We start from the raw sequence: 16,330 nt of genomic DNA, 5'->3' as shown, positions 1-16,330 counted from the left end.
GGCGGCAGGTACGTCAGGTTGGATGCCTGTCTTCATTTCCCTCTGGAGCGAAAGGGGTTTAAACGGGCATCTATGAACATTATTTCTTTCCTGAAAAACAATAAAGACCGCTGGTGGGCTTTACCGCTTATTTTACCGGTGGGTTTACTGCCTGTATTAAGCGTTGCCAATACCTTTACCCGATTGGGCGATGGTCTGGTGGCACTCTATTATTTACCTCTCTCCTTTCTGCTTTCGGTGATGATGTTTTTTGGTCTGGAAGCGCTTCCCGGCATCGTATTGTCACTGTTCATCCGCTACTACCCGTCGGTTGGGTTGTTCGAAACCATCGCCGGCATTTTTCATTTTATTGTCCCTGTTGTGCTCAGCTGGGGAGGGTATCGGGTGTTTGCGCCCAGACGCAGCATGACGGCTTACGGGGATGTCAGACTGATGGCGCAGCGTATCTTCTGGCAGGCCTTTTGCCCCGCGACGCTGTTTCTGCTGCTGTTTCAGTTTGCCCTCTATCTGGGTGTGTATGAGAGCCGTCAGAGCCTGGAGGGGTTGACCCCGCTTAATATTCGCACGCTGATTAACTATCAGACGCTGCTGGTCAGCGGGCTGACGGGCGTGCCGTTAAGCTATTTACTGATCCGTCTGATTCGCCATCCGCGGTATATCAGAAGTCTTGTCTCGCAGGTGCGAATGCAGATAGACAAAAAGGTGACGGTCATTGAATTTCTGCTGTGGGCCATTGCGCTTGGCGGGCTGCTTACCCTGCTGCTGCTCCCGATGAACGAAAACAGCTCGATTTTCACCACCAACTACACCCTGTCGTTGCTGATGCCGGTGATGCTCTGGGGAGCGATGCGGTTTGGCTATAAGCTGATGTCGCTTATCTGGACCCCGGTGCTGCTGGTGTCTATTCACTATTTTTACCGCTATATCCCTCAACAGTCCGGGTATGACATTCAGCTGGCAATTACCTCTTCCAGCTATCTGGTCTTTTCGTTTGTGGTGATTTACATGTCGATGCTGGCCACCTGCCAGCGCGCCGCGAATAAACGTTCCCGCAGGCTGGCGCTACTCGACCCGGTTGTCCATATGCCGAACCTGCGGGCCTTGTCGCGCGATCTTGCTAAAAACCCGTGGTCGGCGCTCTGTCTGCTGCGCATTCCGGAGCTGGAGGTGCTGGGCCGAAATTACGGAGTGTTGTTGCGGATCCTGTATAAACAGCAGCTGGCGCAGTGGGTCAATGGCACCTTGCAGCCCAGTGAGCGGGTCTATCACCTCACCGGCTGTGACCTGGCGGTTCGCCTTAACGCGGAATCGCACCAGCAACGCATTGAGGCGCTGGACGAGCATATTAAACAGTTCCGCTTTGTCTGGGATGGGATGCCGCTGCAGCCTCAGGTGGGCGTGAGCTACTGCTATGTGCGCTCACCGGTGACCCATCTCTATCTGGTCCTCGGTGAACTGGGGGTAATTGCCGATCTGTCGATTTCGACCAACCATCCGGAAAATCTGCAGCAGCGCGGTGCTGTCCATCTCCAGCGTAGCCTGAAGGACAAGGTTGCGATGATGAGCCGTCTGCAAAGTGCGCTCGACAGTAACGCGTTTACTCTGCTGGTCCAGCCGGTTTGCGGCGTGCGGGGCGATTGCTACCACGAGGTGTTGCTGCGGATGTCGGATGCAAACGGGGCGTTGCTCTCTCCCTTGCAATTCCTGCCCGTCGCCCAGGAGTTTGGCCTGTCGTCGCGGGTTGATTTGTGGGTACTGGAGAACACGCTACGCTTCCTGGCAGAGCATCGGGTACATCTGCCCGGCCAGCGTTTTGCCATTAATCTGGGCCCTTCCACCGTGTGCCGTGCGCAGTTCCCGGCTGAGGTGAGTCGTCTGCTGGCGAAATACGCCGTCGAACCCTGGCAGCTGATATTTGAAGTGACCGAGTGCAGCACCTTCGGCAGTGGTGAGCAGGCGTTACATACCCTCAGGAAGTTGCAAAAAATGGGGGTACGCATTGCGATTGATGATTTCGGTACCGGCTATGCGAGCTACGCGCGGCTGAAAAGCGTGGACGCCGATATCCTTAAGATAGACGGAAGCTTTATCCGCAATATCGTCAACAACAGTCTGGACTATCAGATAGTGGCCTCGATTTGCCATCTGGCGCGAATGAAGAAAATGCTGGTGGTCGCGGAGTATGTCGAAACAGAAGAGATACGTAGCGCGGTTCACGCGCTAGGTATCGATTATGTACAGGGTTATCTGATTGGCAGACCGGTGGCGCTTGAGTCACTGCTGGAAGCAGAGGCGTCGCCGGTCGAGGCCTGAGGGGTTACGCCGCGACGTCTGAGTTCTCTTCTTCGATTTTGAGTAGCCAGCCGGTGACCGCTTCCCAGTACTGCTGTTCTTTTTCCAGATCCAGCAGCACCAGCGCATTCTGGCTAAACCAGTCTGGCGGGAAGCTCAGGGTCCAGTGGTTGTCATCCGTTTTGAGCTTCAGCGTGGGCGGGGTGGTCGTGGCCTGACGCTGGTTATTGAGCAGGACGCCGAGACGCAGCAGCTGGATAAGCGGCAGGAATTGCTTCTTCTTAAACAGCGTGAAACGCGGCAGATCGTCAAGCTTGATGGCTTTACGATGGTAGCGCACCAGGGTCGCCATCATGGTTTGCTGCTCCTGGTTGAAGCCAGGCAGATCGCTGTTTTGCAGGATATAGGCTGAGTGGCGGTGCATTCCGCTGTGGTTAATATTCAGTCCCACTTCGTGCAGCATCGCTGCCCATTTCAGCAGGGCGGCAAGCTGCGGATGCGCCAGCTTAGGGTTCTGCTCCTGCCACTGGTCGTATATCTGAACGGTTGTTTCCAGCACGCGCTTCGCCTGTTCTCGGTCGATATTGTACTGGTTTGCCAGGCTTTGTGCGGTGCGGCTACGAATATCCTGATGGCGGAAACGGCCTTCCATTTCATACAGCACACCTTCACGCAGCGCGCCGTCGGAAAGACGCAGCTCTTTAATTGCCAGCGCATCAAATACGCCGCACAGAATAGCCAGCCCCGGTACGAATACCGCTTTGCGCTCGTCGGAAAGACCCGGCAGGCTTAAGGCGTCAAAGCTTTTATGTTTCAGCACCTCTTCGGTCAGCAAGGTCAGGCGCTCTGGGGTGATAAACCCATCTTTTTCACCCATCGCCAGCAGCACTTCATGTGCCGCTTTGATGGTGCCCGATGCGCCCAGCGCTACGTTCCAGCCCTGAATACGGTACTGCCAGGCCAGGTTCTCCAGTTTCTGGATAGCGGCCATGCGCGCGCGCTGGAAGTTTTCGCGGCTGATTGCGCCACCCGGGAAATACATCTGCGCAAAGCTGACGCAGCCCATACGACGGCTTTCGACCAGACGCGGCTCAAAATCTTCGCCGATCACCAGTTCCGTAGAGCCGCCGCCGATGTCGATGACCAGCTTGCGTCCTTTTTCCGGCTGAGTGTGTTCAACACCCATGAAAATCAGACGGGCTTCCTCGTTACCGGAGATGATCTCAATGGGGTAGGGGATCACTTTTTCGGCCCGCTTGAGGAATTCTGGCGCATTCAGCGCCTGGCGCAACGTGTGGGTGCCCACAATGCATACGCTGGAGGGCGAGAAGCCCTGCAGGCGTTCAGCAAACAGCGACAGGCAGTTTAAGCCTCGCTCCATTGCCTCTTCGCTGAGCATGCTGCGCTCATCAAGACCATCCGCCAGGTGTACACGCTGCTTCAGACGACCGATGATCTGCAACGCCCCATCCACCTCACGGGCGATGACCATGTGGAAACTGTTAGAACCAAGATCGACCGCGGCGAATTCCTGCGGGCGTGGGGTCTTATCATTTATCGGCATAGGTTAATCGGGTTGCTCGAGTGATTTGATATAGTCGTAAATCGCCAGTTGCGACCGCACTTTACGGCGATTGCCGCGCGGTACATAGCGGTTACTGAGTTCTTTGTCGATATAGCGTGCTTTCACCGTATCGCTGAACAGAATCTCGATGATATCGAGGATCTGCTGCTTCAGCCGCGGATCCAGGAGCGGTGTCGCGACTTCAATTCGGTAGTCAATATTGCGCGTCATCCAGTCTGCAGAGGAGAGATAGACCTGTTTATCACCCGCATTATCGAAAATATAGACCCGATCGTGTTCCAGGTAGCGGTCAACAATGCTGATCACGCGAATATTGTCGCTAATGCCTTCGAGTTCAGGGATCAGTGAGCACATACCGCGTATCAGCAGATTGACCGGAACGCCGGAGCTGGACGCCGCATACAGACGATCCACCAGCCCTTTGTCGACCAGGTTGTTGAGTTTCAGCGTAATGCCCGACGACAGCCCTTTCTGGGCATTGGCAATCTCTTTATCGATCATGTCGTACAGCAAGCGGCGTGAGTTCTGCGGCGAGACCAGCAGATAATCGAAGCTGACCGGGCGGTACGGGTTCTCAATAAAGTTGAACACCCGGCGAACCTCGTTAGTGATGCGTGCATCGGCAGTCAGCAGCGAGTAGTCGGTATAAATTCGCGCGGTTTTTTCGTTAAAGTTCCCGGTACCGATGTGGGCATAACGCACCACGTCCTCCCCCTCTTTACGGGAGATAAGGAACAGCTTGGCGTGAATTTTCAGCCCAGGTGCTGAGAAGATAACGTGGACACCGGCTTCCGTCAGACGGCGCGCCCAGTGAATGTTTGCCTCTTCGTCGAAGCGTGCCTGCAGCTCAACCACCACGGTCACTTTTTTGCCGTTATGCGCCGCATGGATCATCGCATCAATGATGCGGGAATCTTTTGCCACACGGTAGATGTTGATTTTGATCGCCAGTACGTTCGGGTCGAACGAAGCCTGACGCAGCAGTTCCAGCACGTGTTCAAACGTATGGTACGGATAGTAGAGCAGGACATCGCGCTCGCGAATGGCGTCGAAACCGTTGCGGAATTTATCGAACCAGAGATGGCGCAGACGCGGCAGCGGTTTGTTCACCAGATTGGCCTTGCCGACGTTCGGGAAGCCAATAAAGTCTTTAAAGTTATGGTAACGACCGCCCGGCACGATGGAGTCATAGCGAGAAATGGTCAGCTTGTCGCGCAGCATTTCCACCATGGCATCTGGCATATCGCGCTGATAAACAAAGCGCACCGGCTCCGCCGTCAGGCGCTGTTTCAGGCTGGATGACATCAGCTCCATCAGGCTGGCTTCCATCTCGTGCACCAGATCGTATTCGGCGTCACGGGTCATCTTCATGGAGTAGGCGTTTAACGCGTCGTAATCGAAGAAGCCCTTAAAGATGTCGTCCAGGCAGTAACGCAGGATGTTATCGAGCAGGATCATTGGTTTGCGTCTGCGCGGGGTTTCCGGCGGGAGGTTCACAAACCGCGGCACCTTATCGGACGGGATCTCAAGCAATGCGTAACGAATCGTGTCGCCACGAATAATTTCCACCGCGAGGTAGGTGTAGTCATCTTTCAGGAACTGCACCAGATCGGTTTCGCGGTTGATCAGAATAGGGGTAATGTGCTGGCGCAGGTAATGTTTGAAATAGTGACGCAGCCAGGTTTGTTGGTTAACAGAAAGCTGACGTTCGTTAATCAGGAAGATTTGATTGCGTGCCATTTCCAGCAGCAGTTCGTTATACAGGCCGTCAAACTCCTGATCGGCTTTCAATACGCGCGACTGAATTTTGCCCAGCAGATGGCGCGAGTGAGAGTTTAAGCCCTGTTCTTCGCTGATGATGATTCGCCGTTTCAGTTCGGCAAAGCGAACCTTGTAGAACTCATCCAGGTTGTTGGAATAAATCCCCAGAAAACGCATACGCTCAATAAGCGGGTTACTTTTGTCTGCCGCTTCCTGGAGTACACGTTCGTTGAATGCTAACCAGCTTAGCTCTTTCTCGATATATAACTTTTCCTGACCCATTACAGCTCACACTCCAGTTCAATCACAGGACGTGGTAAATCCGTCTCGTCCTTATTATGGCGAGCATTTCCACGATATGTCCAACAGTGCCAGAAAAGTATGACAGTTATTTTTTTTCTGGGGGATTTTAGAGGGTTGGGGGAAGGGCATGTCGGGAAGCGCGGTGCTCACCCGACAGTGAAGACCACAGGCCCGTGCAGGCGTCGCGCCGCCGGGCACATCAAACAAACTACTCGTCAGCGGCATAACCCTGTGCAGGGAGCCTGACGCCGTCCAGCCAGGCGGCACCGTCGCGCATCTGAAGACGCCCGTCAACAAACCAGCTTACCACCAGAGGATAAATGGCGTGTTCCTGCGTCTGCACGCGTTCGGTAACGTCGTCTTCGCTGTCACCTTCAAAGACCGGCACCTTTGCCTGCAGGATCACCGGCCCGCCGTCCAGCTCGTCGGTAACGAAATGCACGGAGGTACCGTGCTCCTCATCGCCGTTTTCCAGAACCTGACGATGGGTGTGCAGGCCGGGATACTTCGGCAGGAGGGAAGGGTGGATATTCAGCAGACGACCAGCGTAGTGCCCGACAAATGCCGGGCTCAGGATACGCATATACCCCGCCAGCACGACAACGTCAGGCGCATAGGCATCAATCTCCTGAACCAGTTCCCGGTCAAACGCTTCACGTCCGGAGAACTGGCTGGCTTCCAGCGCGTGCGCGGGAATGTTCTCTTCCCGGGCACGTTCAAGGCCGAACGCGTCGGCCTTATTGCTGAATACTGCCCGAATGGTGCCGTTGATTTTCTTCTGTTTGCAGGCGTCAATTATCGCCTGCAAATTGCTTCCGTTACCGGAAATGAGCACCACAATGTTTTTCATTCAATGACCACACGCTGTTCGGAATCGGATGCTTTGATAATACCGATTTTCCACGCGTTTTCACCTTTGTCGGTCAGCAGTTTAATCGCCTTATCCGCTTCGCTTGCTGGCAGCGCGATAACCATGCCCACGCCACAGTTAAAGGTGCGGTACATCTCGTGTGAGCTCACGTTGCCCGCAGTCTGCAGCCAGTTAAAGACGGACGGCCACTGCCAGGACGATTCGTCAATCACCGCCTGGGTGTTGTCCGGCAGTACGCGCGGAATGTTTTCCCAGAAGCCGCCACCGGTCAGGTGGGCAATGGCGTGAACGTCAACCTTCTCGATCAGCTCCAGCACGTTTTTCACGTAGATGCGGGTCGGCGCCAGCAAATGGTCAGCCAGTGGCTTGCCATCAAGCTCGGTGGTCAGTGGATCGCTGCCGCTCACGTCGAGGATTTTACGCACCAGAGAGTAGCCGTTCGAGTGCGGGCCGCTGGAGGCCAACGCGATCAGCACATCACCATCAGCCACTTTACTGCCGTCGATAATTTCTGATTTTTCTACTACGCCAACGCAGAAGCCTGCGACGTCATAATCTTCGCCGTGATACATACCGGGCATTTCGGCGGTTTCACCACCGACCAACGCACAGCCAGACTGCAGACACCCTTCGGCAATGCCGTTAATGACGCTTGCTGCGGTATCCACGTCCAGTTTTCCGGTCGCGTAGTAATCCAGGAAGAACAGCGGCTCTGCGCCCTGAACCACCAGGTCGTTAACACACATCGCGACCAGATCGATACCGATCGTGTCGTGACGTTTTAAATCCATCGCCAGGCGCAGTTTCGTCCCTACACCATCAGTACCCGAGACCAGAACAGGTTCACGATATTTTTGCGGCAGCGCGCACAGTGCGCCGAATCCACCCAGACCACCCATCACTTCCGGGCGGCGGGTTTTTTTCACCACACCTTTGATTCGGTCAACCAGCGCATTACCTGCGTCAATATCAACACCGGCATCTTTGTAGCTGAGAGAAGTTTTGTTGGTCACGGCTCAAGTCCCCACGCGATTGCATAGCTAGTAAGAAAAATCGGCGCAATTCTAACAGTCCAGGCAAACGTTTGCGAGCCTATTCTCGGCGAGAGGATTTTTTTTTCAGCAGGCCCTGCGAATGCGCCCAAAGTTGAGTCTGTTCACGAAAATGAAACCGGTTTCGGTTTTCTCCTTGCAACATAAAGCCCCTTTGCACATCATCATAATGAAACCGGTTTCTGTAATTGTTTTTGCAGAAAATAACGCAGAATGAGGGAAAGTGTATGTCTGGATTCAAAGCAGATTTTCTGTGGGGTGGTGCGGTCGCAGCGCATCAGCTGGAAGGGGGCTGGAACGAGGGCGGTAAGGGGATCAGCGTTGCCGATGTGATGACCGCCGGCGCGCACGGCGTGCCGCGTGAAATCACCAACGGCGTGCTGCCAGGGAAAAATTACCCTAACCATGAAGCCATCGATTTCTACCATCGCTATAAAGAGGACATCAAACTCTTTGCCGAGATGGGCTTCAAATGCTTCCGTACCTCCATCGCCTGGACGCGTATCTTCCCGAAAGGGGACGAGCTGGAGCCTAACGAAGCTGGCCTGAAATTCTATGACGACCTGTTTGACGAGTGCCTGAAGTATGGCATCGAGCCGGTTATTACCCTTTCCCATTTCGAGATGCCGTTCCACCTTGTCACCGAATACGGTGGCTGGCGTAACCGTAAGCTGATCGACTTCTTTGTTCGCTTTGCGGAGGTTGTGTTCAGACGTTACCAGCATAAAGTGAAGTACTGGATGACCTTTAACGAGATCAATAACCAGGCTAACTTCCACGAAGACTTTGCACCGTTTACCAACTCCGGTCTGAAGTACGAGCCGGGCGAAGACCGCGAACCGGTGATGTTCCAGGCGGCACACTATGAGCTGGTGGCCAGTGCCCTGGCGGTGAAGGCCGGGCGCGACATTAACCCGTCGCTGCGGATCGGCTGCATGATTGCCATGTGTCCAATCTATCCGCTGACCTGTGCCCCGGACGATATGATGATGGCGATGAATGCCATGCACCGTCGCTACTGGTTCACCGATGTCCACGTGCGCGGCAAGTACCCACAGCATCTGCTTAACTACTTTGCTCGTCGCGGTTTCACGCTGGATATCACAGAAGAAGATAACGCGGCGCTGACGCAGGGGTGTGTCGATTACATTGGCTTTAGCTATTACATGTCTTTCGCCACCAAAGCGACGGCGGATAACCCGGAGCTGGATTACGACGAAAGTAAGAGCCTGGTCTCCAACCCGTACGTGCAGAAATCTGACTGGGGCTGGCAGATTGATCCGGTGGGCCTGCGTTACTCCCTGAACTGGTTCTGGGATCACTATCAGCTGCCCCTGTTCATCGTGGAGAACGGCTTTGGCGCCATCGACGTGCAGGAGAGCGACGGTTCGGTAAATGACCAGTACCGTATTGATTACCTTGCCGCGCACATCCGCGAAATGAAAAAAGCGGTGGTCGAAGATGGCGTTGATCTGATGGGGTATACCCCGTGGGGCTGTATCGACCTTGTGTCTGCCGGAACGGGTGAAATGAAAAAACGCTACGGCTTTATCTTTGTCGACAAAGACAATGAAGGTAACGGCACCCTGAACCGCAGTAAGAAGAAGTCGTTTGACTGGTATAAGCAGGTGATAGCCAGCAACGGCGACACTCTTTAATTCTAGCAGAGTAAAAACGCAAAAAGCCGGAGCTTGCCCTCCGGCTTTTTTGCCTCTAAAACACTTTGCTTGATGTACGTCAAGCAAGTTGGGTATGGTGCAATCCGAAAAAAGCGGTATAATCCCGCGATTTTTTTGCGGTTGCCCCCTCAGAGGAGAAAGAGAATGAAGATTGTGGAAGTGAAGCACCCACTCGTTAAACACAAGCTGGGCCTGATGCGTGAGCATGACATCAGCACGAAGCGTTTTCGCGAACTGGCTTCTGAAGTCGGCAGCCTGCTGACCTATGAAGCGACCTCTGACCTGGAAACGGAAAAAGTGACCATCGAGGGCTGGAACGGCCCGGTTCAGGTTGAGCAGATCAAAGGTAAGAAAATTACCGTTGTGCCCATCCTGCGTGCCGGCCTCGGCATGATGGAAGGCGTGCTGGAGCACGTGCCAAGCGCGCGCATCAGCGTGGTCGGGGTCTACCGCGACGAAGAGACCCTGGAGCCGGTACCGTACTTCCAGAAGCTGGTGTCTAACATCGACGAACGTATGGCCCTGGTGGTTGACCCGATGCTGGCGACCGGCGGTTCAATGATTGCCACCATCGACCTGCTGAAAAAAGCCGGTTGCAGCAGCATCAAAGTGCTGGTGCTGGTTGCCGCACCAGAAGGTATCGCGGCGCTGGAAAAAGCGCACCCGGACATCGAACTCTATACCGCGTCTATCGACCAGGGGCTGAATGAGCACGGGTACATCATCCCGGGGCTTGGCGATGCCGGCGATAAGATTTTTGGTACTAAATAATCGAATAACGATAATGAAGCCGACTTTGATAGTCGGCTTTTTTTTGAATAAAACGCCAACAACAATACTACTCAGAGGAAAACACTATGACGCGCCGTGCTATCGGGGTGAGTGAAAGACCGCCGCTTTTACAGACAATCCCGCTTAGTCTGCAGCATCTGTTCGCCATGTTTGGCGCAACCGTGCTGGTGCCAATCCTGTTTCACATTAACCCGGCTACCGTGCTGTTGTTCAACGGTGTGGGTACGCTGCTTTACCTCTTTATCTGTAAAGGCAAAATCCCTGCCTATCTCGGCTCAAGCTTCGCCTTTATTTCACCGGTTCTGCTGTTGCTGCCGCTGGGGTATGAAGTGGCGCTGGGCGGCTTCATTATGTGTGGCGTCCTGTTCTGCCTGGTCTCTTTCATTGTGAAGAAGGCCGGTACCGGCTGGCTGGACGTTATGTTCCCGCCTGCCGCAATGGGGGCCATTGTCGCCGTCATCGGTCTGGAGCTGGCGGGCGTGGCGGCCAATATGGCCGGCCTGCTGCCTGCTGACGGGCAGTCACCGGATTCCAAAACCATCATTATCTCGATGGTGACACTGGGCGTAACGGTATTTGGTTCCGTGCTGTTCCGCGGTTTTATGGCAATTATCCCGATCCTGATCGGTGTGCTGGCGGGGTATGCGCTCTCCTTCGTGATGGGCGTTGTTGATACCACGCCCATTGCTGAAGCGCACTGGTTCGCACTGCCAACCTTCTATACGCCGCGCTTTGAATGGTTTGCCATTTTCACGATCCTGCCCGCGGCGCTGGTGGTTATTGCTGAGCACGTAGGTCACCTGGTGGTGACGGCAAACATCGTTAAACGTGACCTGATCCGCGACCCGGGTCTGCACCGCTCGATGTTTGCCAACGGCCTCTCTACCATTATCTCCGGTTTCTTTGGTTCTACGCCGAACACCACCTACGGTGAGAACATCGGCGTGATGGCGATTACCCGTGTCTACAGCACCTGGGTTATTGGCGGCGCGGCAATCATCGCCATCCTGCTCTCCTGCGTGGGCAAACTGGCGGCGGCTATCCAGATCATTCCGGTACCGGTAATGGGAGGCGTCTCTCTGCTGCTGTACGGTGTGATCGGCGCGTCCGGTATTCGCGTGCTGATTGAATCGAAAGTGGACTACAGCAAAGCGCAAAACCTGATCCTCACCTCCGTGATCCTGATCATCGGCGTGAGCGGCGCGAAGGTGCACATCGGTGCGGCTGAACTGAAAGGCATGGCGCTGGCGACCATCGTGGGTGTGGGCCTGAGCCTGATCTTCAAACTGATCTCCGTCCTGCGCCCGGAAGAAGTGGTGCTGGATGCTGAAGACAGCGAAAAAGCGTCACATTGATCGTAAAACCGGGCGGACGATCCGCCCGGTTCTCTCCTTGCACGTTCCGTGCTAAACTCACCGCCGATTTTATGTAAGATCTGGTTGAGGTACTTCTGAACGGACCGGCACAGCTCTCTCTGCCACTCTATCTCCCTGACGACGAAACTTTTGCGAGTTTCTGGCCGGGTGATAACCCCTCTTTACTGGCTGCACTGCAAAACGTGCTGCGTCAGGAACACAGCGGATACATCTATATCTGGTCACGCGAAGGCGCGGGGCGCAGCCACCTGTTGCATGCCGCCTGTGCGGAGCTTTCCGCGCGGGGTGATGCGGTAGGCTATGTGCCGCTGGATAAACGTACCTGGTTTGTGCCTGAAGTCATGGAGGGAATGGAACATCTCTCACTGGTCTGCATCGATAATATCGAATGTGTGGCGGGGGATGAGCCATGGGAAATGGCGATCTTTAACCTCTATAACCGCATTCTGGAGTCGGGGAAAACCCGGCTGCTGATCACCGGCGATCGTCCGCCGCGCCAGTTGAATCTGGGGCTGCCGGATCTGGCTTCCCGTCTGGACTGGGGGCAAATCTACAAGCTGCAGCCGCTGTCGGATGAAGACAAACTTCAGGCGTTACAGCTGCGCGCAAGATTGCGCGGCTTTGAACTCCCGGAAGACGTGGGGCGCTTCCTGCTCAAGCGCCTGGACCGGGAAATGCGCACGCTCTTTGATACGCTCGATCAGCTCGATCGCGCTTCGATTACCGCGCAGCGCAAGCTGACCATTCCTTTTGTGAAAGATATTCTGAAGCTGTGATGCGCTTTTCTCCCTCTGCCTGGCGCAGAGGGAGAACCAGTGCCACCGGCTAAAACTCACCTGTCTTCCAGCAAATGCTCAACCAGAAGTGGAATGGGTCTGCCCGAGGCCACGCTTTTGCCGTTCTCACGCCACAGCGCCGTGCCGCTAATATCCAGATGGGCCCATGGAATGGTCGGCGGGCAAAAATGGTGTAACAGCCAGGCCGCCGATGCGCTGATCGCCGCATTATTGGGTGGGGTATTGCACAGGTCGGCGATGGCGCTGTCGGTCTGTTTTTTTAACCGTGCATCCAGCGGCAGGGACCACACCTCATCACCGCTCCGTTTCCCCGCGTGGGTGAGCGCCTGACGTAGCGCTTCGTCCTGCGTCATTAACCCACTCAGCTCGTACCCCAGCGCTTTCACGACGGCACCGGTTAAGGTCGCCATATCAATAATATAGCGAGCCTGCGGATGACGCTGGCTGGCCCAGGCGATAGCATCCGCCAGTACCAGCCGGCCTTCGGCATCGGTATTGTTGATTTCAACCGTGATACCGTTACAGGCGTTGGCCACCGTGCCCGGCTGCATTGCATCCGGTCCTATGCCGTTTTCCGCCAGCGCCAGTACGCCCATAATACGAACCGGCAGGCCGAGTTCTGCCACGCTCAGCATTAACCCGAGCACGTTCGCTGCCCCGCACATGTCATATTTCATGGTGTACATGCCCGCGCCTTCCTTCAGCCACAGGCCACCGGTATCAAACGTTATGCCTTTGCCCACGTAACAGCGTACCGGGCCATCAGCGATGCCGTTATAGTGAATGACCAGCAGCCGCGGTGGACAGGTCGCGCCTTTACCGACGGCATGCAGAAGCCCCAGTCCCTGTTCAATCATTTGCTTTTCATCAAGCACTTCACACCGCAGGGCGGGGAAGGCGGCGCACAGCTTTTGCGCTTCGTCGACGACATACTGCGGCGTACAGCGATCGGACGGCATATCCGCCAGACGTCGCGCGGCGACCATTCCTCGGGCAATGGCCTGCTGTTGCTGGAAGAGAGCGTCCAGCCTTTCACGCTGTTGCGGATGACACAGGGCGGTGACATGGCGAAGGCGAACGCTTTTGCCATCGGTTTTCTTAAGCTGCAGATCGCGAAGGTCATACGCCTGGTTAAAGAGAAAACGCAGAACCTGCGTCAGCACCACCTCGTCAATATCCGTGACATCCAGTACCACATCGGCGCTGACCGGGGCTGCCAGCAGTGGACGGAGGGCGGCGAGTAACCCTTCTGTCAGACTGTCCTGCCAGAGGGCATCCGGCAGCAGCGTGATTCTGGCAAACGGAGCACAGCCAAAGCGGGTATCCGCGACGGCGTTTTGTTCACGCATTTCAGCGATGAGTGCGGTGTCCGGCAGTAACGCGCAGGCGGCCCGGGCAATAAGATGACTCTGGGGCTTTGCGTCTGCAAGGTCGGTGATAAGCTTAAAGGTAATCATTATGACTCCTCAACTGGCGCGCGGATCCGCGCGGCATAGGCCTGCATCCATTCCTCATCCACGGGCTGATAGTGTGTTTTTTCCCGCAGGCGCTCGGCGCGAAATACGGTGAGAGGCTGGCGGGCCGTTGCCACCACAAATGAGAAGGTTTTGATGTTGGTTGCGGCGCCGAATTCGCCTTTATTATTCATGCACACCACCGAGAGATCGCCCGCGCGGCCAAAGCGCGACATCAGTTTGTCTTCCAGTTCGAAGACCACCGAGTCCGCCGCCTGCTGCGGTGACATGCCCTGTGCCATGCGGCGAACAATTTCGTAGCTGGTGCAGCCTTTCATCAGGTCTTCCCCCACGCCGGTGGCGGTAGCGGCACCGGTTTCACTGTCGCAGTAAAAGCCGGAGCCGATAATCGGCGAGTCGCCAATACGGCCGCGCTTTTTCATAAACAGACCGCTGGTGGAGGTCGCCACGCTCATCGACCCCCTTTTGTCGAGGCCAATAATCCCGACGGTGTCATGCCCATCGTACGGGCTTAAGCCTTTGTCCAGCGTCTCCCGGCAGCGCTTACGGTAATGCTGCATCGCGCGGTCGGTAAGCATGGTTTTGTCGGCAAACCCCTGACTCAGCGCCCATTCGCGCGCGCCCTGGCCGACCAGCAGGCTGTTATAGCGCTGGCGGCTTAGCGCATGGGCGACACGCACCGGGTTCGCAATATCAACCAGATCTCCCACGGCCCCAAACGCAAGCGTATCGCCATCCATATACGCCGCGTCCAGTTCGACTTCGCCATTTTCGGTTGGCAGCCCGCCGTAGCCGACGGATTTATACAACGGGAAGTCCTCGACGGCAGCAACGGCATCGACCACCGCTTCTGCTACCGGTTTCCCCGCAGCCAGCGCGGACGCAGACTCCGTGACCCCTTCAAGCGCCATTCGCCAGGTTGCGATAATTCCCCACATGCTTTACTCCTGTTTTGCAAGGGTTGGGTCGGTTTGCGTCACGGTGGCAATCTCCGCGGCGCGGTATTGTTTATCCACGATACGCATGAAAGGCAGATACAGCATGGCGCCAATCAGCAGGTTGATAAGCTGCATCACGCTGCCGCTGAGATGCCCCGTGACGATAAACCCGCTGATCACCGGCGGTAACGTCCAGGGGATAAACACCCCGGTGGTCACAGCGACGGCACCCATTTTCATCGCAGCATATTGCACGGTAACCAGGACCAGCGGCACCAGATTGAACGGGATCAGCATGATGGGGTTCATGATAACCGGCAGGCCAAACAGAATCGGCTCGTTGATGTTAAACACCGAGGCCCCCGCGCCGAGACGCGCCACCTCGCGCATGTTTTTGCTGCGGGCAAAAATCAGCATCGCAATCACCAGCGAGAGTGTTGCCCCTGCGCCACCCATCCAGATCATGTCAAAAAACTGTTCGGTGATAATGTGCGGCGGCGTCGTACCCGCCTGAATGGCGGCGATGTTATCGGTCTGGTTCTCCATCCACAGCGGGCGAATGATGCCGTTGATCATTGAGCCGGAGTTAATGCCCACAGACCACAGAATGGTGATGCTGAACACCGTCATCAGCGCGCCGAAATAGGAGGTCCCGTAGTGGCGAACCGGCGTGGCGACCACCTCGTAAATAAACTGGTGAATGGTGTTGTAGTGGGTGTTTTCGAAAATGATGCGGATAATAAGCACCAGAATCATTACCAGCAGGGCCGGGATCAGCGCGGCGAACGACTCCTGCACCGCTGGCGGCACGCCATCAGGCATTCTGATGACCAGCTTTTTGCGCTTCAGCCAGCAGAACAGCTCCGTCCACAGCAGAGAGCCAATCATCGCTACGAACAACCCTTTGCTGCCAATCCACTCCACCGGCATGACCGTGATACCGCCGTTTTCGGCCACTTTGATAAAAGGTGTCAGGATTAAAAAAGCAACCAGAGCCAGAATACCGCAGGAGATGCGATCTTCGCCGTAGTGTTCAGCCAGGCGAAACGCCACCAGGAAGCTGATAAACAGCGACATGGTTGAGAACACCGCGTTGAACGGAATTTCAATGATGGCACTCCAGCTTTCACCAAATGCCTGAGACATAAACTGCTGATAGGTTTGGTTCGGAAAAGAGGAGATGACCAGCAGAATCGAGCCGACGATGATAAACGGCATGAAGGAAACATAGGCCCCGCGTATGGCGCCCAGATGCCGCTGTTGCGCGGTTTTGGCCGCCAGCGGCATCAGTTTTGCTTCAAGAAATCCCAGAACATTGTTCATTGTGAACTCCGTACAAGATTGAGGGGTGTTGTTATGTTATGTCTGTGGATTATCAGTGAAGCGCGGTGGCTGAAAGGTGAAACAGG

The 16,330-nt window shown here is 55.4% G+C and carries 12 protein-coding genes; 5 read left to right on the top strand and 7 right to left on the bottom strand.

Annotated features, from left to right (window positions below):
- Nucleotides 1-72: 72 nt before the first annotated feature.
- Nucleotides 73-2,313: an EAL domain-containing protein gene (locus ACMGG3_RS12330; protein ID WP_078774689.1), complete on the top strand. Its 2,241-nt coding sequence runs from the start codon at nucleotides 73-75 to the stop codon at nucleotides 2,311-2,313.
- A gap of 4 nt (nucleotides 2,314-2,317) precedes the next feature.
- Here the strand turns inward: ACMGG3_RS12330 and ppx are convergent, their stop codons facing one another.
- The 4 genes from ppx to purM form a co-directional block, all read right to left on the bottom strand.
- A complete protein-coding gene (gene ppx / locus ACMGG3_RS12325) occupies nucleotides 2,318-3,856 on the bottom strand; it encodes an exopolyphosphatase (protein ID WP_241189750.1) in 1,539 nt (512 codons plus the stop codon).
- Between the two features lie 3 nt (nucleotides 3,857-3,859).
- Nucleotides 3,860-5,920, bottom strand: coding sequence for a polyphosphate kinase 1 (ppk1, locus tag ACMGG3_RS12320; protein WP_014171133.1), 2,061 nt, complete (start codon nucleotides 5,918-5,920; stop codon nucleotides 3,860-3,862).
- 229 nt (nucleotides 5,921-6,149) lie between these two features.
- Nucleotides 6,150-6,791 (bottom strand): phosphoribosylglycinamide formyltransferase, encoded by a 642-nt coding sequence (purN, locus tag ACMGG3_RS12315; protein ID WP_014171132.1) that lies wholly within the window; start codon nucleotides 6,789-6,791, stop codon nucleotides 6,150-6,152.
- Nucleotides 6,788-7,825 (bottom strand): phosphoribosylformylglycinamidine cyclo-ligase, encoded by a 1,038-nt coding sequence (gene purM / locus ACMGG3_RS12310; protein WP_020883059.1) that lies wholly within the window; start codon nucleotides 7,823-7,825, stop codon nucleotides 6,788-6,790. Before purM ends, purN begins: the two co-directional genes overlap by 4 nt.
- A 266-nt stretch (nucleotides 7,826-8,091) precedes the next feature.
- Here purM and ACMGG3_RS12305 point away from each other — a divergent pair, with 266 nt between their 5' ends.
- The 4 genes from ACMGG3_RS12305 to ACMGG3_RS12290 all read left to right on the top strand — a co-directional run bounded on the left by ACMGG3_RS12305 (nucleotide 8,092) and on the right by ACMGG3_RS12290 (nucleotide 12,487).
- Nucleotides 8,092-9,522 carry a 6-phospho-beta-glucosidase gene (locus tag ACMGG3_RS12305; protein WP_020883060.1) on the top strand — a complete coding sequence of 477 codons (1,431 nt, stop codon included), beginning with the start codon at nucleotides 8,092-8,094 and terminating at the stop codon, nucleotides 9,520-9,522.
- 165 nt (nucleotides 9,523-9,687) lie between these two features.
- Nucleotides 9,688-10,314 (top strand): uracil phosphoribosyltransferase, encoded by a 627-nt coding sequence (upp, locus tag ACMGG3_RS12300; RefSeq protein ID WP_020883061.1) that lies wholly within the window; start codon nucleotides 9,688-9,690, stop codon nucleotides 10,312-10,314.
- Between the two features lie 86 nt (nucleotides 10,315-10,400).
- Nucleotides 10,401-11,690 (top strand): uracil permease, encoded by a 1,290-nt coding sequence (gene uraA / locus ACMGG3_RS12295; RefSeq protein WP_014171128.1) that lies wholly within the window; start codon nucleotides 10,401-10,403, stop codon nucleotides 11,688-11,690.
- Nucleotides 11,691-11,785: 95 nt separating this feature from the next.
- The gene (locus tag ACMGG3_RS12290) at nucleotides 11,786-12,487 is read left to right on the top strand and encodes a DnaA inactivator Hda (protein ID WP_212479862.1); all 702 of its coding nucleotides are present in this window, start codon (nucleotides 11,786-11,788) and stop codon (nucleotides 12,485-12,487) included.
- 56 nt (nucleotides 12,488-12,543) lie between these two features.
- Here ACMGG3_RS12290 and ACMGG3_RS12285 read toward each other — a convergent pair whose 3' ends face one another.
- From ACMGG3_RS12285 to celB, 3 genes are read right to left on the bottom strand one after another with little or no spacing between them, the layout of a single operon-like run.
- Entirely contained in the window at nucleotides 12,544-13,965 is a 1,422-nt protein-coding gene (locus ACMGG3_RS12285) for a leucyl aminopeptidase family protein (protein ID WP_414149210.1), read from the bottom strand.
- Nucleotides 13,965-14,921: a N(4)-(beta-N-acetylglucosaminyl)-L-asparaginase gene (locus tag ACMGG3_RS12280; protein ID WP_047366201.1), complete on the bottom strand. Its 957-nt coding sequence runs from the start codon at nucleotides 14,919-14,921 to the stop codon at nucleotides 13,965-13,967. Before ACMGG3_RS12280 ends, ACMGG3_RS12285 begins: the two co-directional genes overlap by 1 nt.
- A gap of 3 nt (nucleotides 14,922-14,924) precedes the next feature.
- Nucleotides 14,925-16,244: a PTS cellobiose transporter subunit IIC gene (gene celB, locus ACMGG3_RS12275; RefSeq protein ID WP_014171124.1), complete on the bottom strand. Its 1,320-nt coding sequence runs from the start codon at nucleotides 16,242-16,244 to the stop codon at nucleotides 14,925-14,927.
- Nucleotides 16,245-16,330: the final 86 nt, after the last annotated feature.

The organism is Enterobacter sp. BNK-18 (genome assembly GCF_047456135.1).
GTDB classification, from domain to species: Bacteria; Pseudomonadota; Gammaproteobacteria; order Enterobacterales; family Enterobacteriaceae; genus Enterobacter; species Enterobacter ludwigii.
The sequence above is the reverse complement of the archived record's forward strand: the minus strand, read 5'-3'. Positions and strand labels throughout refer to the sequence as shown.

Bases quoted from the DNA above. Each gene is read 5' to 3' on its own strand.
- ACMGG3_RS12330 (WP_078774689.1), top strand. From the start codon at position 73: ATGAACATTATTTCTTTCCTGAAAAACAATAAAGACCGCTGGTGGGCT.
- ppx (WP_241189750.1), bottom strand. From the start codon at position 3,856: ATGCCGATAAATGATAAGACCCCACGCCCGCAGGAATTCGCCGCGGTC.
- ppk1 (WP_014171133.1), bottom strand. From the start codon at position 5,920: ATGGGTCAGGAAAAGTTATATATCGAGAAAGAGCTAAGCTGGTTAGCA.
- purN (WP_014171132.1), bottom strand. From the start codon at position 6,791: ATGAAAAACATTGTGGTGCTCATTTCCGGTAACGGAAGCAATTTGCAG.
- ACMGG3_RS12305 (WP_020883060.1), top strand. From the start codon at position 8,092: ATGTCTGGATTCAAAGCAGATTTTCTGTGGGGTGGTGCGGTCGCAGCG.
- upp (WP_020883061.1), top strand. From the start codon at position 9,688: ATGAAGATTGTGGAAGTGAAGCACCCACTCGTTAAACACAAGCTGGGC.
- uraA (WP_014171128.1), top strand. From the start codon at position 10,401: ATGACGCGCCGTGCTATCGGGGTGAGTGAAAGACCGCCGCTTTTACAG.
- ACMGG3_RS12285 (WP_414149210.1), bottom strand. From the start codon at position 13,965: ATGATTACCTTTAAGCTTATCACCGACCTTGCAGACGCAAAGCCCCAG.
- ACMGG3_RS12280 (WP_047366201.1), bottom strand. From the start codon at position 14,921: ATGTGGGGAATTATCGCAACCTGGCGAATGGCGCTTGAAGGGGTCACG.
- celB (WP_014171124.1), bottom strand. From the start codon at position 16,244: ATGAACAATGTTCTGGGATTTCTTGAAGCAAAACTGATGCCGCTGGCG.